A 25,009-nucleotide genomic window follows, 5' to 3' on the forward strand; every position below is an offset into this window, starting at 1 on the left:
ATACTTGGCAACCTTGATGTTGGCTGGGTCATTGATAGATGATTCATCTCGCCACCACCCTTTGGTACCACATCTCCAATAGCAAGAGCTTGTAGGTAAAGAACAACCCAGTCCAATTGCGTTTGGCTATGTTTTCAAGCAAATGTGCAACTTTATCTGCAGCCAGTACACCTGAGTGAACGAGTTGCCCGTTGCTCAGCATCTCCCCATACCGGCCAACCACTCCGGAAAGCCACTCCTGTAAAGGAGGCTGAAAACCGGCTTTGGGTCGACTGAGTACCTCATCTGGCAAAACGCCCTTTAATGCAGCACGCAACCAGGCTTTTTGACCGAGTGCATGATCAGGATGATTGGCCCTGAGTTGCATCACGAGCTCAATTAACTTTGCATCTAAAAACGGCATTCGGGTTTCAACCCCAACCGCCATCCCAACGCGGTCACCTAGCGACAAACAGTTTGAAGTCAACCAAGTATCAAACAACATACGGATGACGGCAGCAGGGATTTTTTCTCTCGAGCGCAAACCAATGGCGGTTGGCTTGAAAAGCGAATCCGGGCCAAGCGAGTGCATCGCAGACCCATATACTTCCGCTTTAAGCGCAAAAGGACCATCAAAATCCGGATGGAGCATGTAATACATCAACTGCTCAGAGGGGTTGTGTGTATCACCTACTTTTTGCAGGATAGCTGCCCATTTCTTAATCGTTGGATGTGCATGCGGATAGTGTGCGACTTTATTCAAAAACAGCTGTGCGCTGGTCGAACCCAGCCACTGCGCTGCAAACTTGATCGAAGGGTGATCCAGCAACTGCTGATTTAACTCAACAGACTGTGTCACATAGGGATAGCCCCAAAAAACCTCATCACCACCAATCCCTGACAATAAAACCTTGATACCCTGATCAGCTGCAGCGCGCGGGACAGCATAATGGCCAAAGGCAGCAGGATCCGCAATCGGCTCATCCATCACCGTGACGAGCTCTGGAAAAAAATCAACAAAGCTATCTACCGGCAACTCGACCTCATGAACAATCATGCCCAAAGACTCTGCTAACGTGCGAGCCTGCGCACGCTCATCATAGGCAGGTCGGCCGGGATAGCCAACACAAAATGCGTGCATAGGCTCTGGGTAGTTTTTTTGTGCCAGCGCAGCGATCATCCCTGAGTCAATACCACCAGATAGAGCAACCCCTACCTGGACATCAGACCGCAAGGTCATTTTGACCGCATCCTCCAGAGCGTCTCGAATGGCCGGGAGAATCAATTTGGAATCTGTTGAACTTGGGATGGGATCGATCACGTTCTCTACAGACCAATATGCTTGGGGATCGAACGTCCACTGCTTCACATGGAGGGAAACTGAATGACCTGCAGCGAGTTTATGCACACCCTGCAATAAGGTGTAGGGTTCAGGAACATATTGATAATGTAGATACATATCTACAACGGATGAATCTAGCTCCGGTCGTTTATCCAGCAATGGAATCAGCGCTTTGAGCTCAGAAGCAAAAATCAAAGACTGTTGATCGAAATGATAGAACAGCGGCTTTTCACCGCAACGATCTCTTGCTAAATAAACAAGCTTTTCTTGCCTATCCCAAATGGCAAAAGCAAACATGCCACGAAAGCGCTTCACGCAATTGTTGCCCCAGACTTTATAGGCAACCAATAAAACTTCTGTATCTGAATGGCTGATAAACGTTTCACCCAGAGACTCTAGCTCTGAGCGAAGCTCTAGGTGGTTGTAGATCTCACCGTTATACGTCACTACATATCTGCCATCCTGGCTCAGCATCGGCTGGTGACCAGCGTCACTTAGGTCAATGATCGATAGCCTTGCATGACCAAATTGAATATGCTCATCTGAATACTGCCCTATCCCATCAGGTCCACGATGTGACAGTCTGAGAATATCTTTCTCAGGTAATGCTGGCCAATGTGACGTGTGCGATGTATGGACGTCATTTGATGCATTGCTTGATGCATCAAATGATCTTTTATGAATGCGTCCAATGATTCCGCACATGCTAAGCCTGCCGATTGAAAACTTGACGGAATTTTTTCACTATCCATTGTGGAGAGCGCAGGAACTGGTCTCGTCTCTTTTTGAGACGATTCATGAATCGATCTGGATGATTCAGCCCACCAAAATTATGGTTAAACACATGACGGTCTGCCGATACGTTTTGTTTAACCTTTTGGGGATGTATCAGTTCGCCCAAAGGATAGATTGGCAAACCTTCTTCATCCCCTGATGTCACCGTATGTGTGGCATCAGGTCCAAAGCCAATATTGGTGACAAGATTAACGTTGGGCGTAGCGGTCAGCCCTCCGTGATACCAGACGCAAGCTGTCCACTGGTAGTCCCAAGTATCAATTTCACCGCGCTTGACTCTATCCAGCAATCCTGACCAGACTGTCCGCTCGACGGGGTCAGGGAGTTTTCTACGCCAGTCTGCTGTCGATCCCCACTCTGGCCAAAAGGGAATATCTACGCGGTAATGTTTCCATGCCCTTCGCCAGGTCGCCCAACCCCAGCAATGATTGAATTTTGAAAAATAGTACGACGCATCGCCTTGTTTTTTTCCATGCTGAAAATTGTTTCCGGTGATGACCCATACACGAGAATCATTTTCATAGCGGTCTAATAAGGCATCGCAGTACGAGAAAAAATCTTCGTGTGGAATGCAATCATCTTCAAGGATGATTGCACGCTCAACTTGGCTAAATACCCAATCCAGACCAGAGCTGACACGTAATTTACAGCCCATATTGTCATCAGAATAATGACGTAAAACTTCGCAGGGCCAATCAATGTTTGCCACAACTTCTCTAGTCTCACGGCAGCGATTAAAGTCTGTTGGATGCCCCGGCCTTGGACCGTCAGCAATAATGAGAAGCTTAGAGGGGCGCTGGGCGCGTATCGCCTCAAAGCTTTGCCTCGTATGACGAGGGCGGTTGAATATGATGAAGGCAATCGGTGCATTCAGCATCACATTTACTCTTGAGCGTGAAGCGTCGTGGAGGGTTGTTCCGCAGCCTGACCGGCCAATTGCTTAAACGCAGCAGAGGAACGCATCAATTCATCATAAGTACCATCTGCAACAACTCGACCTGCCTCTAGCATCACAATTCGATGACATGCCTGCACAGTCCTTAAGCGGTGAGCAATCAGAATCATTGTCCGCTCTGCACTCAAGCTCTGTACTGCCTGCATCACGGCATCTTCGGTCATGCCATCCAGTGCGCTCGTCGCCTCGTCAAAGACGAGAACATCGGGATTGTGATAAAGCGCACGAGCGATACCGAGTCGCTGACGCTGGCCCCCCGATAACTTCACGCCGCGCTCGCCCACCATGGTGTCATAACCATCAGGAAGCTGTGAAATGAATTCTTCTGCCTGCGCCATTTGCGCCGCAAGTTTGACCGCAGCGTGATCAATTTGGCCCTCTGGTATACCAAGTGCAATATTGCGTGCAACAGAAGCATTGGTGAGAAATACGTTCTGCGGAACGTATCCGACCCGTTTGCGCCAGGCACGTTCATTGGACTCCACCAGATTCACCCCATCCACTGAGATGGTTCCACTGGCAGGAGGATAAAGACCTAGTATCACATCCGCGAGCGTTGTTTTTCCCGACCCCGTTCTACCCACTAACCCGATACTTTGATTTTGCGGGATCGTCAGCGAGACTTGATTTAATGCAGGTCTATTCGCAGAGGGATACTGGAACGTCAGATTTTCAAGCATGATCTCCTTTTTAAACACAAGGGTCTGGTCTTGTTCAATGAAGTTTCGACTTGTGCTGTTTCGAACAACCGCCAGATCCGCCTCCAGCGATTCGACTGCCCGCGTGTGATACTTGATCGTAATGGCCGATGCAAAAAACTGCTGAAATATGGGAACCAATCTATTTCCGGCTAATGCATAGAGTGCTAGTGAAGGAATCGCTGCAGTCCCCTCGCCCTTTAAAACAAAAGCAAGTGTGACCGCCACGATACCTGCATACGCAAACACTTCGATGACATATCTTGGCAAGGCAGAGGCCAACTGATTCGATGCTTGTGTCTCTGTGAGCGCTGAAAATGACTGCTTGAATTCTGCAGTTGAGGCAGACTCTCGCCCCAATACGCGCAGTTCTTTAACACCGTGCAAACCTTCTAATGTCGTGCGCCCAACGGTCAAGCTCGCTTCGATCATTTTTGCGCCAAGCCGCACCTGTCTGGCGCGAATCAATCGATAAACAAACATATAACCACAACCAAGTACCAAAACCGTTCCAAGAGCGACAGTCGGATCAACAAAAATAATGAGGCTGATCAGGACAAGACCGCTGAGTCCTTTTGAAACGACAGCCAATAGAGAGGCTAAAAAGCCGCCCAAAGCGGATTCCACATCGCCACCGATGACTCTGCTCAAGGACGTAGTGTCTCTTTGCACATGAAATGAATACGGGAGATATAGATAACCTGTGAATAACTCTGAAGAGAGTTCTTTGCGTGCAAGCGCCAAATAATGAGTCTGCATCCAAAGGTTCGCAGCGGTCACCATGTTACCGATTGCAAGCACTGTCACTGTCAAAACACCTGCGCCAATGACTGCGCCTTGTTGCGTCTGTATATTTAAGAGTTTCAGTGATTGGTCTAGCCACTGATACTTTGACAAAATGCTAGGATCCATCACGATCGCCATAAATGGCAAGATCGATGCAACACTCGCGGTCTCAAAGATGGCAGCAATCAAACTAACAAAAACGACAAATGGCAAACCTCTCTTGCTGGACTGAGGCAAGATTTTGTAGAGTTGCTTAAATGGTAGAACGACGCCTGAAACAATATTCACTATTGACCTAAATGATTGCCTGCGTAATTAGCTCCAGCCAATTACTCAAGCACTTTTTTTAAATAGTCTTGGTAAGCAATGCTCAACCCTTCTTCGATATCTACACTCGGATTCCAGCCTAAGGTTTTTAGCAAGGTGCTATTCATCAGTTTTCGTGGTGCGCCATCTGGCTTGGTTGAGTCAAAGTCTATTTGCCCCGTATATCCGATGACCTTCCCTACCGTCTGCGCAAGTTGCGCAATGGTGATGTCTGACCCATAACCCACATTAATATGGCTTTGCATTGGCTTTGTATGCTCTTCGTACTGAGCTTTAGGCAAGTTCATCACATATACACTTGCGGAGGCCATATCATCCACAAACAAAAACTCACGGTAGGGCTTGCCAGATCCCCAGATCGTGACAGTGGGTGTTTTATTCACTTTTGCCTCGTGAAATCGGCGAATGAGCGCAGGAATGACGTGCGAGTTTTCAGGATGGTAGTTATCGCCAGGGCCGTACAGGTTTGTAGGCATCACCGAGCGATAGTCCACACCGTGTTCGGTGCCGTACTGACGGTTGTAGCTTTCGCAAATCTTGATGCCGGCGATCTTGGCAACGGCATAAGGCTCGTTTGTTGGCTCTAAAAAACCTGTCAACAGTGCATTTTCCGACATTGGCTGTGGTGCCAACTTTGGATAAATACAGCTACTACCTAAAAATAATAATTTTTTGACGCCATTTCTAAAGGCTGCATCGATGACGTTTGCCTGCACCATCAAATTGTCGTAGATGAATTCAGCAGGGTAGGTATTGTTGGCATGTATACCGCCGACTCTCGCAGCAGCCAAATAAACCTGATCTGGCTTTTCAATCGCGAAAAATTGTCTGACTGCGGCTTGATCAGTCAGATCTAGCTCTGCATGCGTGCGTCCAATGATCCGACTCGGGTCATGTCCTTTTGCAATCAAATTACGTACGATGGCCGAGCCAACCATTCCACGGTGTCCCGCGACATATATCTTTGGCATTGCTTGTTGTATCGCCATGATCGTAGGTATTTTTAATTTGGTTCGTAATAATTAATAGTTAATGCTCGAAGTACATAAATACTTTGCATTAACCCGAAACTTATCTTAGTCCAAGCGAGGGCATCGTCCAGCGAAAGTGCACTAACCGAGCATAGATGAGCGCATAAATAAATACGCACACAAAAAAACTAATAATTAGCATCGTCGCACTTTTGCGAAACACAATCGACATGGCGGCAGGAATCAGTGCATACAGCAACATAATGGGTAAAACCGCTGCATTTTGAACAATGGGAGAACGCCCAGCAAGCCACTTGCGAGTGACGCGCGCCCAGATCAAGCTATGGAGATGCAACCTATCCGGATGGCCTAATTTTAACGCGCGCGCCCTACGTCGCGCCATAGAAAACAACACCTCAATGATCGGATACCCGCAGGCCAACAAAGGTGCCCAAGGGGATACCGAGGGGTTTCTCATTGCGACCATCACCGCAACCCAACCCAATAAGAACCCTAGCAAGTAAGCTCCGCCATCCCCCATAAAAATCTTGCCATAAGGATAGTTAATTAGCAGGAAACCAAAAGCTGCACCACCCAATATAAAACATATCTTAGCCATTTCGGCGTCGCCTGCCAAAAAGGCGATCAGACCGAGCGTAGACATACACAGCAAAACAATCCCGCTCGCCAAACCATTTAACCCGTCAATAATATTGATGGCATTGGCCACTCCGCCTACTGCAAAAGCAGTAAACAAAACAGATACGGGTGTAATCGCCAATAACCAATCCACACCGCCTATGCCAATGCGTGTCAGGCTATCGCCTGTTAACCACCAAGCTAAGACGCCACTCGCAAAGGTTGCAAGCAATCGTTCTGTGACACGACCGCGCTTGAAAACATCCTCTATCACACCGGCCAGAAAGGCTGGTAATGAAGCAAGCAAAATTGGACCTAAAACAACGGCCACCTCGGGCGGAGCAAAAAAAAAGCCGACCACTAAACCGATCAAGATCGCTAATCCACCGATCCGAGGGGTAGGTTCCTCATGTATTTTTTGCACACCCGACTCAGAGTCCAGAGTGTGTGCACCATGCAAGTGCTTTGTCCAGATAATGGCCAAGCATATTGCGAAGGAGGTCAAGCCCGCTGTAGTGAGCGCAAGATGAGGTATGGCAAAAAGCACTATTTTTGAGCCTTTAAGGGATCAATGTGCACTCAAAAACGTGCATTAGATTAGCCTTGAATCATAACACGACAACTATTCTTTATAACGATGAAAAATCGTCGCTAGGCTATTGATTTTATTGAGATTTCATTAAATCTTGTATGAGCCCATTTTTCTCAAACATACGTTGCCAAAATTCAGGATTATAACGCTGCCAGGCGTGGCATCCAAAGGGAAGCTGGTGCTGATTCAGTTCAAACAAATACTCGGGGTGTGCTTCAAAGGCAAATGCGATGGCCTCGACTGCTTTAGGGACAGTAAAAAACGCGCATCGCGGCGCGACAAAGAGACTCCAAAACAAGTCCTCATTGACATCAATATTGATCTGGAAGTTTTTATACACAAAAGAATGGTAATCCTTGAGGTAGCGATAAGTATTTGAGATCCAACTACCGGGCCAGGACTCCATGAGTGTGTTTTTAAATAGCCTAGGGCGCTCGAGAACCCTAAGGAAATCCGGGATGCTCCTCAATGAAAATCCACCATTTCCAACGCAATCTAACTGCAAGGGTTTGGTCGGCTGCGTGTATCCCACAAACCAGGGGGCACCAATATAAGAGAAGCCCTTAGCTGCCCAAGCATCGAGTTCGTCCCTAAATACTAAAGAATCTGTCTGTGCAATCAAAACGTACTGATAATCGATAAAAGTCCGATAAAACATGCTGGACATCATCAGGCGGTTGTAGCCATCAATGCCAGCAAAGTAATGATCTGGAAAAGTTTTATAGCCAATCGATCTACCAAACTGGGCTGAAAGGCCTGCTAGAAATACTTCAAGTTTTTCAGGACCGACAAAATATAAATCGTGTTTAGCTAAAACACGCGCAGCATTACTGATAGAAAACATTTCCTCAGGACTTAAGGACGTCTGATAAATCGGAATGACGACCGCATTTTTTTTGAGTGGCATATTGACCGATCGCATTGTCATCCAGCTAAGGCTGACCTTTCCACATTCTGATGAGTTTATTTTTCACGCGAATTGGAAATTTCAATAAGGTACGAGGAAATTTCATGTACAAGCCACCCAACAGATGATCAAACACATACTGATCCGCTTTTAGATGTTGCGTGACCTCAGGTGGATGCGTGATTGGACCCAGCGGCTTAACAGGCACACCTGGTTGATCCTCATCCGCCAATGTGTGCGTGCTATCAGGACCCACACCGATATTGGTCACAAGATTGACACGCGGTGTAGCGGTCAGCCCCCCGTGATACCAGAGGCAAGTCATCCAGGGGTACGCCCAAGAATCAATTTTTTTAAGATAAATACGATCAAATATATCAATCCAATACGCTTGCTCATAAGGGTCAGGGACCTTGTTACGCCAATCCTGAGAAAGTTTCCACTCAGGCCAAAACGTGATGTCACCGTCATATTGTGCCCACGCTCGTCGCCAGGTCGCCCAGCCCCAGCAATGACCATATTTTGAAAAATAATAGGCGTCATTGCTTCTTTTTTTACCATTCTGGTTGTTATTACCGGTAATGGTCCAGACGCGATCATCGTCTTTATAACGCTCAAGCAAGTCTTGGCAGAAAGGGAAAAAATCGGGATGTGGCAGACAATCATCCTCCAGAATGATTGCGCTCTCAACCTGACTAAATACCCAGTCTAGTCCGCTAGATACGCGTTTTTTTAATCCTAAATTTTGATCCGCATAATTTCGCTGTACCTCACAGGGCCAGTCGATCTGAGAAACGACTTCACGCACCGCCAGACACCGCTCCTCATCCGTGGGATGCCCTGGACGAGGACCATCAGCGATAATAAATAAACGCGCCGGACGGGCGGCACGAATAGCCTGAAAGGTTTCTCTCGTGTGGCGGGGACGATTAAAAACGATATAAGCGATTGAAATATCTGTCATGACTAGATTGTATCTGTTCGATTGTCAGGGACCTTGAGTTTGACGGGATCAGTAAAAACATTAAACCCCCTGCCTTTAAAGATCGATTTACCCCTTGTCATGTGAATACAATAGCGAAACTCGACTTCATTCGCATCGTCTAACAATTTAGAAAAATATGCACACATCACGTAAAGGTCTAATTTTAGCCGGTGGCTCGGGTACTCGACTCTATCCAGCAACGCAATCTATATCAAAACAGTTATTACCGGTTTACGACAAACCGATGATTTATTACCCGCTTTCAACCTTGATGTTGACGGGAATAAAAGAGGTATTGATTATTTCAACACCTAAGGATACGCCACGATTTGCTGAGCTACTCGGCGATGGGTCGCAATGGGGAATGCAAATCGAGTATGCCGTTCAGCCGAGTCCTGACGGGCTTGCACAGGCATTCATTATCGGCCGACACTTTATTAATCATCATCCTAGCACTCTTGTTCTAGGAGACAACATATTTTATGGACATGACTTAGTTCGTAAACTAAAACATGCAGATCAAACAGCAGATCAAGCTACAGTATTTGCTTATCACGTCCCAGATCCTCAGCGTTACGGTGTCGTGGACTTTGATGCAGCTCAAAAAGCACTCAGCATTGAAGAGAAACCCGCACAGCCTAAAAGTAACTACGCCGTCACAGGGCTTTACTTTTACGACAATCAAGTCTGCGACATTGCTGCAACTGTGAAACCCAGTGCACGTGGCGAACTAGAGATCACCGATGTCAATCAACGCTATCTTGAGTTGGAGATGCTCAATGTTGAGATCATGGGAAGAGGATTTGCCTGGTTGGACACAGGCACCCACGATAGTTTGTTGGAGGCGTCGAGCTTCATCGCAACCTTACAAAAAAGACAAGGCTTACAAGTCGCATGTCCTGAAGAAATCGCATTTGCACAAAAGTGGATTGATGAAGAACAATTAGAAAATTTGGCGCAGCCATTTATAAAGACAAACTATGGTCAATATTTGATGCGGCTCCTTAGATCACGAGCCTAAATTCCTTCACGTTTTCGGAGTCCAGATTGCCTTATCACGTCACACCTACTTCTTTATCTGGTGTTCTCATCCTTGAACCGAAAGTGCTCAAGGATGACAGAGGATTCTTTTACGAAAGCTTTAACCAACAAGATTTTGCTCACGCAACGGGATTAAATCCAACCTTCGTTCAGGACAATCACAGCCAGAGTAAAAAAGGGGTGCTTCGGGGGTTGCATTATCAAATACAACACGCCCAAGGAAAGTTAGTGCGCGTCGTGAAGGGTGAGGTCTATGACGTGACCGTTAATCTGCAGCGCCACCATCCAGAGTTTGGAAAATGGACGGGGGTGCACCTAAGTGATCAAAATCATCGTCAGCTCTGGATACCACCGGGATTTGCGCACGGTTTTTTGGTGCTGAGTGATGAAGCAGATTTTTTGTATAAAACGACGGACTATTATTCACACCCAGATGAGCGCTGCCTGCTATGGAATGATCCGGCAATATCCATTCAGTGGCCCGAGGAGAACGAGCCCATTCTGACGGACAAAGATCGTCGCGGCTCTCGATTGGCGGATGCAGATGTCTATGAGTAAGGGATACATACTTAAAGAGTCTTGCGCAAACCTAGGCTTTGCAATCTCGTTACTCGTCTCTTTCATTATTGTTTTCAATCAGTTTGAGTCATTAAAGGGCTTAGATCCCTTTTACCGCATCACGATACCAGCTCTGTGTTTGGCCTTTTCGTTCATCGTGTCGACGATCAATCTTCGATGGGGAATCATTGCTTGCGTCTTCGCGCTTCCGCTACTCCCGAATCTTGCATGGCAAATTCAGCAGCATTTTGGTTACGGTCGAATTCTCTCTTTGCATAATAGTGGCTTAGATTTAGTGGCTGGCCTTTTTCTAGGTGGGCTCGTCAATCAGTGGCTAACAAATAAAAAAATAAGCGTTAAATCCTCTTTCCCATGGCAGTTAGGTCTTTTGATGCTCGTTTTAACGGCATCTGTTTCCTTAGCGATCGCGCGCAATCTTCAACAAACTGGCTCACCGTTTCAGCTCTCTAGTTTCTTTTATAACGCGATGCATCTGAGATCCATCGGTTGGCACGATGATTACCGACCGTTAGTGGACTGGGTGGTATTTGGCTGTGCGTCGTCACTTATTTATATCATCATCACTGCGCTGGCATCATTGCATAATCGTAATGAATACATTTTCAAGCCTTTAATCATAAGCTTGCTAATCGCTGCATATGTAGGCTTCAAACAGTCAAAATACGGGTTTGGTCTATCACTCGATCAGATTAACTTTCGCGTTGATCGCTTTGGGTATATGGCATTAGGCTTTCAACACGACATTCATGCATTTGCCGGCCAAATGCTGATTGGAGCGATCGGACTGTGGGGGTATTTGTATTACGCCAAAAGCATCCAATCCAAGTTATTTATTTTGTCCTGCATACCCGTATTTTGGATTGCTTTATTTTTGAGTAAATCGAAATCAAATTTTACGATCGCTGTTATTTCTCTAGTTTTTATTTTTTCTATCTGGCTGTTTAGACGTTCACGTTTACTGTTGCCCGTTCTCAAACCCGCACTTTTCTTCTTTGTAGTAGTGATTTTAAGTGTAGTTTTTTTCCACGATGCATGGTTTTCTAGCCTAGTGAAACTCACTCGTTATTTTGAACTACCGGATCTTGATGCTATTAATTTTAAATTGTCATATCGTCCAGAAGTGTATCTGGCCGCACTTAAGTTTTTTGCGCTTTATCCAATCCTAGGTCTCGGTCAAAGTGAGTTTTATCGCCAGTCCGCCGATCATGCTTTGACAAATTCTTATTATTTAAGCATCAACCAAAATGGTGAAAATGCACATAATTATTTTCTGCAAACACTCGCGGAAACAGGCCTTGTTGGTATAGCGGTCTATGCTCTTCTGATTTTTTATCCTCTCTTTCGCATTGAAAATAGACGGCTGCTCATCCCGGCAGGCGTAGCACTTGGGGCACTTTTTTTAGGTAATATTTTTGCGCACTCCATGCTTGTACGTGACACCCTTTTTATAGCCGCTTGCTTTATCGGTCTGATGTACGCATGCCTAAAAGGCGAACAAACTTCAGCAAGGTCAGCCGACTTTTACTCTAATAACAAAGAGCCGAAGTTCTCGGCAAGCTCAGCTAAAGTAAAACTCCTCAAGCATCCCTATCTGATTGCTATATTCACTATTTTTGTAATGATTTCGGCTTTTCGAGAAATTTATACTTCATTCCGATCCGTACCTTTCCTGAAAGACGTGCAATGTTTCAAAGAACGCAAGCTAGACGCCGACGGCTGGACCTCTGGTGTATTCAACGTTGCAATTCCTCAAGGTGCGAGAGGCATCACACTCAACATCAAAGGGACACAGCCCTACGTAACAAAACGACCCTTAGCAGCTGACCTAAATATCATGCATGGTCAATCGCGACGCATTCAGTCATCCCAAATACTATTTAATAAGGATGGCCCTTATCAAATATCAATTAATTTTGATCGAGGTGCTGTTGCTGATGATGGGGAATACAGAGCTGAACTCCGCCTAGAGAGATGCTTTATTCCTAGAAATTTAAATATGAATGCAGACGGGAGAAGACTTGGAATTCAAATTGAGTCCATTAAAGTCAACCATTGATGATTGTTTTCTTTATCAGGCGTGTTGAATCACCAAGCTACCGACAGAGATAGTCGACGTTGACAGGACTATTTCTAAATGGATCTGTTAAGTCATCAGAATACGTACCCATCAAAAGACGCTGTTTAGGTAAAAAATGATTTCTAAAAAAACGGCTGCTTGTTGCAAGAGTTTGTCCCCAAGCAGTCAATTTCACGCATCCGTTTTGAATGATTATGGTTCCCGACTGCTGTTGCTCTGTCAGGCGAACATCCACTAAGCGATGCTCTTTGACGTACTCCTTAGTAAAGACCTGATCAAAGTCCGCAAGCTTGATACCACCCCCACGTTGTTGCAGCTTTTCTAAAATGTAAAAAGATAAAGATCTGTCGATGACTGTTGGCACTGAAATAGCAAAGGAATATCCCAACAAAAGCCAGATCAACAAAAGTTGTGATGTTTCAAAGGATGTAAAAACTCTAAGCCACTTCACGCGATAAGTGATGATTAAAGCCAGGAAGGAAGCAACCACAGCATCAAATAATGCGCTGTAAAAAACAACGCCTACCTTGAAAAATTTAATATGAATAAAATAAGTGACCAGCAGCAACAGGCCAAAACACAGGGTGCTACAGAGCAGTTTGATGTATTTCATACCTTGAACACCAATACTTTATTTCCAAAATAGCTACATAAAATTTGCATCGCTGTTGCAATGACAAATCCAATGATATAGTTTTGTAGGTATAAATCTACCCATACATGCATGAATAGCCCATGCAACACTGCTATCGCTACATATAAAAAAGTGAATCGATAGAGTTGTTTGACTAATGGCTCTAGCGATCCATTAAAAACATAATATCTACTACCAATAAATGATGCAGAAATACCAAACACAGCAGCAATTAGATTGGCAACGCCTGCAGAATCCCAATCTAGTATTTTTAAAAAAAACGTTAAAACTAAGAAATGAATCGCTGTCGCAACCAGTCCATTAATAATGTATCGAATCGATTGTTTATTCAAACTGGCAGTCAACATGTTCGGTCGAAGACTATTGAACATGTTTGATGTCTGCAATATATGAACGGTAATCAATCTGATTCGGTGCGCCCGAGCGAACAACCCCCGTTAACATCAGTGTCATCAGGGTCAAAGCTCCTGTTTGTAAAAGCACCAACAACAAGATGCCAAGGGCGACTGAAAACCATCCGGGCGTTGCAAAGCCTGCTAATTTGAGAACAATGGCCACTGCACTGGCTATAACGGTTGCAACAGCAACAAGGGCACAAACAATCCCGACTCTGACCAATACATCTTCTGCAAACACCATTAGAGCCCTGAATCCATGAAGTGCCAAACCAACAAAATTCATTTTGCTCTTACCTGCGTATCTGGGTCCACGTTCGACAGGCAATGTTTGAATACGCAACTTTGAAGTCAAGACACAACTGGCCACATGCATCCAAAGCTCTTGCATTGCCGCGAGTCGTTTCAGCGCAGAAGGCTTAAGCGCCATAAAGTTACCGAAGCTGATTTTTCGGCCTGTTAAAAACTGAAACAGTAATTTATAAATTAGATAAAAAGTTTTAAAGCGTAATGTCTCGACACGACTTTTACGCTGCGCTACAACCACGTCGACTTTGGGCGACTGCATGGGAGCCACTAGTTCACGTATGGACTGCGGCGTGTCTTCGCCATCTGAGTCCATCACCACCGTGCACGGCATATCGGGGAAATGGTCAGCCACATAATTAATACCAATCGCGATCGCTCTCTGATGACCGACGTTTCTCTTCAACTGGATGACAACGCCATTCAAAGCATTGGTTTTGAGCGCTTCGATATGTACAGGCTGATTCACCGAGCCATCATCTACCGCTACCACATAAACACGATCGCCGTACTCAGCAGACAACTCTCTAAAGAGCCTGGTCGAGGCCTCTTGATCCTCATAAATCGGCATCACGACCGCAAAGCGCGAGTCAGTCATGTTGGCAGCGAGTTGTGTCATTGCGTCACAACCTTTTTAAAATAATCGATTGTGCGCTCAAGACCTTGCTCCAAGGCGACAGTAGGTTCCCAACCCAATAATTGCTTGGCCTTGGTGATATCAGGACGGCGTTGTTTGGGATCATCCTGGGGCAACGGCATATGAATCAGCTTGCTGGTCGAACCTGTCAACCGCAGTACTTTCTCTGCCAACTCGATCATGGTGAACTCGCCTGGATTTCCCATATTGATTGGACCCACGATCTCGTCACCTGCATTCATCAATTGCATAAAACCTGCAACCAAATCATCTGCATAGCAAAAACTGCGTGTCTGCGAACCATCGCCATAAACTGTCAGGTCCTGACCTCTCAGGGCCTGGACAATGAAGTTACTCACCACACGACCATCATCCGCTGCCATGCGAGGACCATAAGTATTAAAAATGCGGACGACCTTGATTTTGACGCCATGCACACGCTGATAATCAAAAAACAGCGTCTCTGCCGCACGCTTACCTTCGTCATAGCAGCTACGGATACCGATCGTATTGACGTTGCCCCAGTACTCCTCGGGCTGGGGATGAACGGAAGGGTCACCATAGACCTCGGAGGTCGATGCTTGAAAGACTTTTGCGCCAGTTTTCCTAGCAAGCTCCAGCATATTTAAACCACCCATCACCGATGTTTTCATCGTATGAATCGGGTTGAACTGATAATGTACCGGAGAGGCTGGACAGGCGAGGTTATAGATCTCATCTAACTTTTCAAAATCAATCGGGTCAACGACGTCGTGTTTGATGAAAGTGAAGCTGGGATGTTTAAGCAAGCTCTCTATATTTTTTTGGCTACCTGTGAACAAACTATCCAAACATATAATTTCATGACCTTGCTCGATCAGGCGATCACATAAATGCGACCCTAAAAATCCAGCGCCACCAGTCACTAATATCTTTTTCATCATCAAGCGCGCCCCACACCAGAATACGTAAAGCCAAGGGACTTTAAAGCGGCCGGATCAAGATGGTTACGACCATCAAAAATCAGAGGCTGACGCACGACGTTTTTGACTTGGTTGAAATCAATTGTTTTATATTGTGCCCATTCAGTCACCAAAACAACTGCATCGGCATTTTGTGCAGCGTCCACTTCATCTTCGACGAGTTTTAACTTTGCGTTGCGCAACAAATCAGCAAAGACATGCTCTGCGACTTCTTTGGCCACCGGATCATGGGCGGATACTGTCGCACCGGCCGCGCACAGCGCACGGATCAGATCGATAGAAGAAGCTTCGCGCATATCGTCTGTATCGGGCTTGAAAGCAAGCCCCCATACGCAAATATGACGACCAGCCAGATCTTTACCCATCTTGGCTACGATCTGCTCAAACAAATACTGTTTTTGCTTTTTGTTGCGCGCCTCCACACCATTTAACACAATGGGGTCGACACCCACGCTTTGTGCGATGCGCACCAGTGCCTGAACATCTTTAGGGAAACACGAGCCGCCATAACCACAACCTGGCCGTAAAAAAGCGGGACCAATCCGTGAATCGGTCCCCATTCCCATTCGAACGTCTTCTACGTTGATGCCGAAACGATCGCATACATTCGCGATTTCGTTCATAAAGGAAATACGCGTGGCGAGCATGGCATTGGACGCGTACTTGATCAGCTCTGCCTCTTTGACGCCAACCGTCAGTAGCTGGCTATCCTGTTTGACATAAGGCTTGTAGAGCTTGAGCATTTGCTCGCGTGTTTTTTCGGATTCAGTACCGATCACAATACGGTCTGGATTAAAGAAGTCATCGATCGCGGCGCCTTCTTTGAGAAACTCAGGATTACTCGCGACATCGAAGTCTATGAAGCACTTGCGCTGGAATAATTGCCAGGCGACTTCACCTTTTACCAGGTCTGCCGTACCAACTGGAACCGTTGATTTATTGATGATAATGGCTGGTCCCGTGAGTGCCTGACCGATTTCTTTGGCCGCGGCCAGCACATAGCGCAAGTCGGCTGAGCCATCCTCGCCCTGGGGGGTACCCACAGCAATAAAAACCAGCGTTGGCACATCACCATCCGAACCCAGACGGGCAAAGCCAGCTTTGATGCCATCCGCAAACTTTAGTCGCTCACTGGCGATCGAGGCATCCACCACCTCTTTCAAACCGGGCTCATAGATTGGGATAATACCTTTTTCAAGGCGTGCAATCTTCGAAGGATCGGTGTCAACGCACACAACAGTGTTGTCTTTGCTTGAAAGACACGCTGCGGTCACCAAACCGACATAACCTGCACCAACGACTAATATTTTCATGAGAATCTACTTTTCACTAACAATCGGTCAACACTGTAAGCCTCAGCAGCGTTGAAAAAATGGATGCCCCTTTGCGTGGACATTATAAATACTTGGTAAACAGACATATTTTAAAGTTACCGTTTTTTCCAGGTTTACAGCCTTTATCTTGGATTTATGCCTGTTTAACCATTCATTTGGAGACTTCTACCGGATATTTCGGTACGACCATGCCCAAATCATGAAACCAAGCGACCCCCTCTTGCACAAGACTGACTTCTAACTGGTAGCGCCCCGCCCGAGCAGGCAAAGCAATTTTGAGTTTTACCGTCTCTGTTTGTCCAGACTTAAGTGCAAAGCTCAGATCTTTACGCCCTAACCATTCTGGATTTTCCTTGAGAAGCATCTCTTTATCAATTTGAACAAAGCGCCATGAAAGTCGAATAGGTCCTATGGTCGATAAGGCTCTCAAAGTTTCATCTGAGGTATTTTCTATCGATACAGCGACATCAAGATCTGAAATATGAGTCTCAACTTGTATACTCAGTCTGATTTTTGATGCCAACTCAGCGCTGATTGTTTGATTAGTCGCCAATACAAAATCACCAGAGCAAGGCACTAGAGGTAGCAAGACAAGACGGTTCCCTATCGAATCATTTTCCAGCTTTGTATTTTTAAACAAATCGAAATAACCACTCAGCCTATTCTGAAAACTGATACAGGGCAAAGGGTCAAGATAGCCTGGGGGTACATTTCCCGAATAGCCATTGAGAGTAGGCAAATGCCTGTCTTGTGCAAATATCATTGCATCCAGCTCAACTGCCCTAACATGCTGATCATCTGGTCTACCCGTGACAAATATGATGCGATCTTTCAAATCGATTGCGGGCAATCGTGCTTTGAGTTGGTTTTGTCGGTCTAGCCATTGACTAACAGCTGTGCTGTAGGGCTGATAATAAATCGGCTCAATAATAACGAGTAACACCAGCGTAACCAACGCTGCCCATCGGGCTTGCCATGTTGGAAATCTCTGCTGCACACTATCGATGGCGATGGCGGCAATAATACCTAACGGTAATAACATGACTAAGACGATTCTGGTTACAGCCCGAACTGAGCCCACTCCTGGCACAGAAAGTAAAACCCTGTAAATTGAGTATCCATTGATGGAAAGTGTCAGGGCAATCAAGCCAAAAAGTGTCCATGCCGCAACTCGTCCTAGTCGCTCATACACGCCTAATTTAAATATGTAATAAATACCGATAGTCACAGTCACTAGAGGACCAAGACCCAAAAACATTTGATGCTCGTGCCGCATTGGAATTTGAGTAAATGACTGACCAATTCTTTTAGTTAGAAGTGATCCGTCGGCAATAAAATAGCTTCCCATCGTTGGTATCATCGATTTAACTTCGTCCAGTGAACGATTAAATCCATAAACCGACGAAATAATTTGATATTGATGCAGCAAAGATAAAATCGCACCACATAACAGAATCAAAAGAATGAGTGCAATCGCAATTGCCGTTTTTGAATGTGACGGATTCATGCGCCAACAGCTGAATGAAAATTCTTTGTTGACCAATAACCATACCAGCGTCATGATTCCTAACAGATAAATTAGAAACATTCCCAGGTAAATCGAACACAAGAATTGAATCAATAGCCAGAAAATAACTCTTACAAAAATAAAAATATTCTTACTTTGTAAAAATTGATACATTGCGAAAAAAGCAAGTGGAATTGCAAAGCGATACGTCAGCTGTGCATGCGCTTCTTTTGGTAGCGCTGGTAATGCAAAAGTAAATACGAATGCTCCAACGCCCGCGGCAAGGATTGAAAATCCAAGTCGTTTTAAAACGTAATAGGTCACCCAAAAGTTAAGTAGATTTCCAACAATGAACCAGCCTAAATAGGCGTATTCACGACCTAAGCCCGCAAGTCGGAAAAAAATATAAGCCCAACCCGACCCGAAATGATTGTCACTAAAAGCCAATACATTCTCGAATGGATAAAAAAAAGCGGGGCTCCAAAGTTTCGGAACTTCGCCCCTTACCCATTGATATAAATGTTCGAGAATGACACTGTTAAATCTAGCATCGAACAAGTCGCCGGGAATGGCTCGTAGCCAATCCGTTGTATGCATGATGTAACCAAAAAAACCAGCAGAAAAAATTGCAGCAAGCAATCCACTTTGCAGCAACCATTCAACTGTTTTTTTAGAATATCGATACATCAAAACCTTTATATTTGCGTCATCCAGTTATTTTCAAATATGACTTTCTTTAATTGATTTGCGCTCTGTTCCCACGTCAGCCACGGCATTTTCGAAATATCTGGAATCCGCCCGGAATGATTTGCTTGCAGCCAGCTTTGAACAGCCACAGCCAAAGCCTGCCCATCGCCATTGAAATACGTAGCGTAGTCACCAGCAACTTCTTTAAACACTGGCAAATCGCGCGCAATGATAGGTTTACTATGTTGGGCAGCTTCTATCAGCGGCAATCCAAAGCCCTCGCCAACACTTGAGGTGATTAGACAGGTTGCGCTCTCATAAATCTTTGCCAAATACTCATCACTTACTCCCTTGAGCCAAAACAACCGGCGCTCTTTTTCAGGATGACTTTCTAATCTACTCACGAACTCGTCGACCAACCACCCCTGCTTGCCAACTAATACTAGATTGACATCGACGCCCTGTGACCACAAGATCTCGAAAGCATCAAGAGTGATCTGATGCGCTTTGCGAGGCTCGATGGTACCAACGGATAAAAAAGTAGGCCTGGTGGAAAGTTTTGCAAGTACGGCCAAACCATTTTCAGGCACGCCAACAGAGGGCACACTGTTATCGATATCCGCCCCCAAATGAAACCAACCTATCTTATAGGGTCTGGATAGCTTTTGTACATTTTCAGTACGCCATTCGATCAATTCGTTTGCTACCGCTTTAGATATACAAATTGAACCATCAAATTTTGCAAGAATACGAAGCCAGTCTGCATGTACAGTTCCTAAACCTGAAGGCCAAAAATGTGGAAACTGTATTGGTAATAAATCATATACAACAAAATAAACGGCAAGACCTCTTGATCTCAATCCATTGAGATAAGGCAATTGGTATCTTGTTACTTGATGCTGAAGATCAAGGCCCAGAAAAATATCTCCAGGTGACGATTCAATGACATCGTCCGCCACACTGAACATTTTCATACCGTCATCGTTAAAGTATTTTTCTAAGAATCTATTTGCCCTTCTATAGCCAATCTCTGCTGTGGTTCCGTAAACAGGTTCAACTAAATATCCAGCTGGAGGGTTTTGGATGAGTTGAAACAATATGCTTCGGGTGACGCGCTGGACTCCAGTTGCAGCATCCTTAGTAACAAGTTCAGATATATCAACAAAGAGTTTTTTTAATCCTGGTCTAGGCTGATTCAGCGCAATCATTGAAGCGCAGCGCATCAGCTCATCGCCTGTCAAGTTTGGTTTCAATTCAGCGATTGCTTCAACCAATCTAACCTGTCTATCAGCATAATCATCCACATTTTGCTGTGTCTCAATGTTATTCAATGCTTGCAGAGCCCTTTTCCCGCAGGCGTCCCATGAGTAATGCTTTACATTTTGAGCACCTTGATCAATCAGTTTTTCTCGGAAAGTCTTGTCCGTCAGCACGCGGGTCAACTTGGACAGAATATCCTGCTCAGATGTTGGATCAAACAGTGCATCAGCATCGCCAACGACCTCGGGCAAGCTACTGGTGTTTGACGCAATCACTGGGGCGCCACACGACATTGCCTCTAACACAGGCAAACCAAACCCTTCATGCAGAGAGGGAAAAACATATATATGACATAGGTTGTACAAGTGGCACAGGTCCGTATCTGAAATTCCCCCTGTAAACACTAACCTACCGTCCGGAACACCACAAGACTTTGCATGTAACCGCAAGGCTTGAATATTTGCTTCGGGAATTTTTCCTGCGATGACTAATTGGTATTCTTTAACCAGCTCTTTAGGTAACTGGCTATATACACTGATCAAACGATTCAAATTTTTTCTTGCATCTGCACCGCCAGAATACAAAACAAATTTTCCGGCAATCTCGAAACGCTTTTGAAGAGACTTCAGAACGGAATCTGATATTTCTGTATTAACAAAAACCGGATCGCACGCGCCAGAAATATTCGTAATTTTATTTTGATCTAGCTGAAGATGTTCGACTGCTTCTCGCGAGGAACTATCTGATATTGTGAGCCATGCATCTGCTCGCTTGAGGTACTCAAGCTTTGTTTTGTAAAATTTTTCGTACGCTGGGTTGGACTCAAGATAGATCTCGGACTGCACTAAAGGTATCAAGTCATACAAAATCGCAACCGTCTTATATTTAACTGATAATCGGCCAATGCTTGTTACTGCGTCATCCCCAAATCCATCAAACATGCTTGTAATCAATACAACTTCAGGTTGTAACCCGATCATAAAATCTTCACGGATGAGCTCTGCAATTTGACTGTTACCATGGTTATTTTCTGCACAAGCCTTCACGGGCCCGGGAGCGAACCATACACGAATATCCTCTTGAGCAATGAGTCCATCAAGTGCGGTACGAATAGGCTCAATAGTTTCGGGGAACATACCATTCAGAGCAACAATGATTTGATGGGCTCCTTTATGACGAAGGATGGCTTTAGTCAACGAAATGCTATACCGTCCAATGCCACGATGACGACTCTCGCTTTGCGCCCCTTGAAGGTCAATCACTATTTTCATTATTCACAAGCCCTTTTCTTGACTAAGGCTGTCTTTAATTCATGATGAATATGCTGCGCTAGAGGCGTTGGCCGCGTGCAGATCAACACGGGCAAATATGGCGATTCGGGCGAATCTGTGACCTCTGCAGTATCGGCATTCAAGTTATCTACGAATGTAATGCTCAAATATAAAGCTCGCAAATTGTCATATATTTTTAACTTGCTAGAAGCTCCGCTGTGCTTCGCACGCAAATTAGGATGCGCATCAAAATAATTGATCGCACAAATGAGTAATGGTTTGCAAACTTTTTTAACGAGATCGCGAAAACGTCCCATCAAGCCGCGCTCCCGCAACAACTTGACCTGGTTGCCAGCCCAGCGAACAGGCGCAGTAATGCGCCAAGAAGTGCTAAGGTAAATCGCATTCAAAGCATTTTCCGCGAAGATGGCTTTGTTCATGGCTTGCTCAGCCAGAACTGCAGCACGCTCAGCAGCGGACGATGCGGCATTTGCAGCGGCCAATGCATCTGCGAATTTGACATCAATCTGCTGATCATATCCTCCCGCTAACATGCCAAGCGTGACCCCATACTCAGGCTCAAAAGCAGAACTAATCTGTCGGATAATATTCTCTGACGCCGATTTTTGGGCAACTATTGCATAGTCAGGACTCACCCCGCCAAGCACATCGTGTATTGAAAGCTTTCGACCCACAGCCAGATCGACAGGAGCTTGCAGACGAATCACTTTTACTCGCGAGAATCCCAAGTGTTCTGCAAGGAAAGAGAGTAGCAATGGCGGAATAGGCTGCTTATGTGTCGGGTCAAGATAAAAGTTCGCTGTTCCTACAACAATATTTTCTGGATTAGGTGTTTCAAGAATCAAGACACCGCCAGGTTTCAAAACACGCAATGCTTCGCTCACAAGGGTTTGCAGCACGTCGAAAGGTATATGCTCGGCAAGATGAAACCCCGAAACAACCGCTTGACTCTGATCGGCACATTCCTTTAAGCCGGCAATCGCATCTTTTGTTTGTACCGTTAAACCACGCTCACGACAAACAGCGAGCATGCCGTCGTCTAAATCAACGCCCTGAGCTTGAAACCCTGACTCGATCAATAACTCTAGCCACTCACCGCGTCCACAGCCCAAATCTATCGCTTCGCTGTTCGGATAGAGCTCTTTTAATGGCTGGATAAATGGCAGATAGACGCGTTGTCTTTCCTTGATAAGGTCTCGTGAGCCTCTATGCTCATCCTCAAAAGCTCTATAAAAACCAACACTCATCGATGTGTCTCCAACGTGGTCGGCAACCAGGCTACACCCACAAACCGGTCTTTATTGATATTGATTACATTGAACACAATCGCACGGTCTCGCCATTCGTAATTGTTCGCAACGTGTGTATCAGCAGTATGCAAAGCAACAGCAACAGAATACGAGCCTTCACCCAAATTGGCTGGAAAGCTCAAAATAAAGTCAATGTTTTCACCAGACTTGAGATTTTGACTAGGTTGTTGCAAATGATGTGTGTTGGTGCCAAATATAGGTTGACCCAATCTATCTTTGATCATGTAGCCAAGCACCACCTCGGGGATATCTTTGCTAATACTGACCTTGACTTTAATTCGAACAGATTGACCAACATCCACGATCTCAATCATTTCGTCTTGATCGTTGACAAGCACCGCTTCAATAATTGTCGCCTCACCCGTTCCAGAAATCGTTTTTACTTTCCCGTCAGGCAAAAGCTCTTGACGCACAGTTTGGTTACCTTTTTCTGCAAGCATGGCGTTGTAATAATCCATCACTGCCTCAGGGTCTCCCTCCATCGCGAGTCGTCCCCTGTCAAGCAAAATTGCTCGATCGCAAATTCCTTGCACTGCACCTTTATCGTGCGACACAATGAGCAATGTCGTGCCCAGTTTATTGAACGCTCGAATACGGTCAAAACTCTTATGCTGAAAATAGGTATCACCAACCGAAAGCGCCTCATCAACAATTAAGATATCGGGTCGACGCGCTGTTGCCACACTAAATGCCAATCGCATCTGCATACCGCTTGAGTACACTCTGACAGGCTGATCGATGTAGTCACCAATCTCTGCAAAAGATTCAATTTCAGGCATTAACCTATCTAGCTCTTCAAGGCTGTAGCCGAGCAACTGACCAGCCATGATGGCATTTTGTCGGCCTGTAAAATCAGGATGAAATCCCATTCCAAGCTCGAGCAAAGCCGCGACACTGCCACTGACAGATACCGATCCCGTCGTGGCTTGAGTCGTGCCGGTGATCATCTTGAGCAATGTGCTTTTACCTGCACCATTGATCCCCACAATGCCAACTGCCTCGCCTGGGCTGACACTGAAGTTCAAATCTTTAAGAACCCATTTCAACGTATGTCGCTTTTTACTGAATGGGATGAGCCATTCTGCAAGGCGCGACCACCGACTAGGGTACTGTTTATAAGCTTTGCCTAATTGAGCAACTGTAATCGAGCCCATTAGAGTTCATCCACCATTTCACCAGCGTGTTTGCGAAATAAGTGCATTGCCCAAAAACATAGCAAGATGGCAATCACACTGACTGGCAATAATGACGCCCAATCAGGCCACTGACCGTTAACTAGAATTTTTTGATAGGCAGTAATAATGTTTGTCATCGGGTTGTAGCGCATGGCATCACTTACTGACACCGGTAGTATGTTTATCGGGTACACCACCGGCGTTAACCAGAACCAAAACTGCAGAATGACACCGAAGAGTTGTCCTACGTCTCTAAAAAAAACGTTGAGTACACCCAGTGTGATGCCTAAACCGACTGAAAAGAGCACCTGGACAAGTAGTACTGGAAAAATGGCTAAGTAGACTATTCCGGGAAAACTTCCGGAAATAATCAAAAAAATTGAGAACAGTCCAAAAATAATTGAAAAGTTCAAACTTGCATTGGCCACGACAATGACCGGCAAACATAGTCTCGGAAAACTGATTTTCTTGAGCAAATTAGCGTTTTCTAAAAAAACATTTTGCGCCCGGCTAACAGTTTCCGAAAAGAATGACCAAGTCAATACGCCTGCACACAAATAAATGCTGTAAGCGAACTGGCTATCAATGCCTGGCAACTTAGCTCGCATGATCTGCGAAAAAACAAGTGTGTAAACAGCAATCATGGCTAATGGATTGATTACTGTCCAAGCGAAGCCAAGCAAAGAATTACTATATTTGGCCTGGAACTCACGCCTGACGCTACCGAATATAAATCCGCGGTACGCCCACAAGGCTTTGAACATTTGCATTAGGCCTTCATTTCAGTTTTAGCAGACTTTTTATGTGTGTTTTACA

At 45.4% G+C, this 25,009-nt stretch carries 20 protein-coding genes; 3 read left to right on the top strand and 17 right to left on the bottom strand.

Annotated features, from left to right (window positions below; all coding sequences use genetic code 11):
- Positions 1 to 43 precede the first annotated feature (43 nt).
- The 7 genes from asnB to QWY30_RS13640 all read right to left on the bottom strand — a co-directional run bounded on the left by asnB (position 44) and on the right by QWY30_RS13640 (position 8,955).
- Positions 44 to 2,026, bottom strand: a complete 1,983-nt coding sequence (gene asnB, locus QWY30_RS13610) for an asparagine synthase (glutamine-hydrolyzing) (protein ID WP_290241870.1) — start codon at positions 2,024 to 2,026, stop codon at positions 44 to 46.
- A 1-nt stretch (position 2,027) separates the two neighbouring features.
- Positions 2,028 to 2,993, bottom strand: a complete 966-nt coding sequence (locus tag QWY30_RS13615) for a glycosyltransferase family protein (RefSeq protein ID WP_290241872.1) — start codon at positions 2,991 to 2,993, stop codon at positions 2,028 to 2,030.
- Positions 2,994 to 2,998: 5 nt separating this feature from the next.
- Positions 2,999 to 4,843, bottom strand: a complete 1,845-nt coding sequence (locus tag QWY30_RS13620) for an ABC transporter ATP-binding protein (protein WP_290241874.1) — start codon at positions 4,841 to 4,843, stop codon at positions 2,999 to 3,001.
- A 41-nt stretch (positions 4,844 to 4,884) separates the two neighbouring features.
- Positions 4,885 to 5,853 carry a GDP-L-fucose synthase gene (gene fcl / locus QWY30_RS13625; protein WP_290241876.1) on the bottom strand — a complete coding sequence of 323 codons (969 nt, stop codon included), beginning with the start codon at positions 5,851 to 5,853 and terminating at the stop codon, positions 4,885 to 4,887.
- 100 nt (positions 5,854 to 5,953) lie between these two features.
- On the bottom strand, positions 5,954 to 6,916 hold the full coding sequence (locus tag QWY30_RS13630; RefSeq protein ID WP_290241878.1) for an MraY family glycosyltransferase: 963 nt from the start codon (positions 6,914 to 6,916) through the stop codon (positions 5,954 to 5,956).
- Between the two features lie 241 nt (positions 6,917 to 7,157).
- Positions 7,158 to 7,991, bottom strand: coding sequence for a DUF5672 family protein (locus QWY30_RS13635; RefSeq protein ID WP_290241880.1), 834 nt, complete (start codon positions 7,989 to 7,991; stop codon positions 7,158 to 7,160).
- 25 nt (positions 7,992 to 8,016) lie between these two features.
- Positions 8,017 to 8,955: a glycosyltransferase family 2 protein gene (locus tag QWY30_RS13640; protein ID WP_290241882.1), complete on the bottom strand. Its 939-nt coding sequence runs from the start codon at positions 8,953 to 8,955 to the stop codon at positions 8,017 to 8,019.
- A gap of 157 nt (positions 8,956 to 9,112) precedes the next feature.
- Between QWY30_RS13640 and rfbA the strand changes: the two genes are divergently transcribed.
- Genes rfbA through QWY30_RS13655 form a run of 3 tightly spaced genes read left to right on the top strand, consistent with a single transcriptional unit; the run spans position 9,113 to position 12,652 of the window.
- Positions 9,113 to 9,997 (top strand): glucose-1-phosphate thymidylyltransferase RfbA, encoded by an 885-nt coding sequence (rfbA, locus tag QWY30_RS13645; RefSeq protein WP_290241884.1) that lies wholly within the window; start codon positions 9,113 to 9,115, stop codon positions 9,995 to 9,997.
- Positions 9,998 to 10,023: 26 nt separating this feature from the next.
- On the top strand, positions 10,024 to 10,575 hold the full coding sequence (gene rfbC / locus QWY30_RS13650) for a dTDP-4-dehydrorhamnose 3,5-epimerase (RefSeq protein WP_290241886.1): 552 nt from the start codon (positions 10,024 to 10,026) through the stop codon (positions 10,573 to 10,575).
- Positions 10,568 to 12,652 (top strand): O-antigen ligase family protein, encoded by a 2,085-nt coding sequence (locus QWY30_RS13655; RefSeq protein WP_290241888.1) that lies wholly within the window; start codon positions 10,568 to 10,570, stop codon positions 12,650 to 12,652. Before rfbC ends, QWY30_RS13655 begins: the two co-directional genes overlap by 8 nt.
- Before the next feature lie 37 nt (positions 12,653 to 12,689).
- Here QWY30_RS13655 and QWY30_RS13660 read toward each other — a convergent pair whose 3' ends face one another.
- The 10 genes from QWY30_RS13660 to QWY30_RS13705 form a co-directional block, all read right to left on the bottom strand.
- A complete protein-coding gene (locus tag QWY30_RS13660; RefSeq protein ID WP_290241889.1) occupies positions 12,690 to 13,286 on the bottom strand; it encodes a hypothetical protein in 597 nt (198 codons plus the stop codon).
- Positions 13,283 to 13,675, bottom strand: a complete 393-nt coding sequence (locus QWY30_RS13665; protein ID WP_290241891.1) for a GtrA family protein — start codon at positions 13,673 to 13,675, stop codon at positions 13,283 to 13,285. The genes QWY30_RS13660 and QWY30_RS13665 overlap by 4 nt, the downstream gene beginning before the upstream one ends.
- Before the next feature lie 13 nt (positions 13,676 to 13,688).
- Positions 13,689 to 14,648, bottom strand: coding sequence for a glycosyltransferase (locus QWY30_RS13670; RefSeq protein ID WP_290241893.1), 960 nt, complete (start codon positions 14,646 to 14,648; stop codon positions 13,689 to 13,691).
- Positions 14,645 to 15,586 (bottom strand): UDP-glucuronic acid decarboxylase family protein, encoded by a 942-nt coding sequence (locus QWY30_RS13675; protein WP_290241967.1) that lies wholly within the window; start codon positions 15,584 to 15,586, stop codon positions 14,645 to 14,647. Before QWY30_RS13675 ends, QWY30_RS13670 begins: the two co-directional genes overlap by 4 nt.
- Positions 15,587 to 15,588: 2 nt before the next feature.
- Positions 15,589 to 16,941 carry a UDP-glucose dehydrogenase family protein gene (locus QWY30_RS13680; protein ID WP_290241894.1) on the bottom strand — a complete coding sequence of 451 codons (1,353 nt, stop codon included), beginning with the start codon at positions 16,939 to 16,941 and terminating at the stop codon, positions 15,589 to 15,591.
- Between the two features lie 172 nt (positions 16,942 to 17,113).
- On the bottom strand, positions 17,114 to 19,156 hold the full coding sequence (locus QWY30_RS13685) for a hypothetical protein (RefSeq protein WP_290241896.1): 2,043 nt from the start codon (positions 19,154 to 19,156) through the stop codon (positions 17,114 to 17,116).
- 8 nt (positions 19,157 to 19,164) lie between these two features.
- A complete protein-coding gene (locus QWY30_RS13690) occupies positions 19,165 to 21,687 on the bottom strand; it encodes a glycosyltransferase family 4 protein (RefSeq protein ID WP_290241898.1) in 2,523 nt (840 codons plus the stop codon).
- Positions 21,687 to 22,955: a class I SAM-dependent methyltransferase gene (locus QWY30_RS13695; RefSeq protein WP_290241900.1), complete on the bottom strand. Its 1,269-nt coding sequence runs from the start codon at positions 22,953 to 22,955 to the stop codon at positions 21,687 to 21,689. Before QWY30_RS13695 ends, QWY30_RS13690 begins: the two co-directional genes overlap by 1 nt.
- Entirely contained in the window at positions 22,952 to 24,172 is a 1,221-nt protein-coding gene (locus tag QWY30_RS13700; RefSeq protein WP_290241901.1) for an ABC transporter ATP-binding protein, read from the bottom strand. The genes QWY30_RS13695 and QWY30_RS13700 overlap by 4 nt, the downstream gene beginning before the upstream one ends.
- Complete coding sequence (locus QWY30_RS13705) at positions 24,172 to 24,963, bottom strand: ABC transporter permease (protein ID WP_290241903.1); 792 nt, start codon at positions 24,961 to 24,963, stop codon at positions 24,172 to 24,174. Before QWY30_RS13705 ends, QWY30_RS13700 begins: the two co-directional genes overlap by 1 nt.
- Positions 24,964 to 25,009: the final 46 nt, after the last annotated feature.

It is taken from the genome of Zwartia panacis (genome assembly GCF_030410395.1).
Classification (GTDB): Bacteria; Pseudomonadota; Gammaproteobacteria; order Burkholderiales; family Burkholderiaceae_B; genus Zwartia; species Zwartia panacis.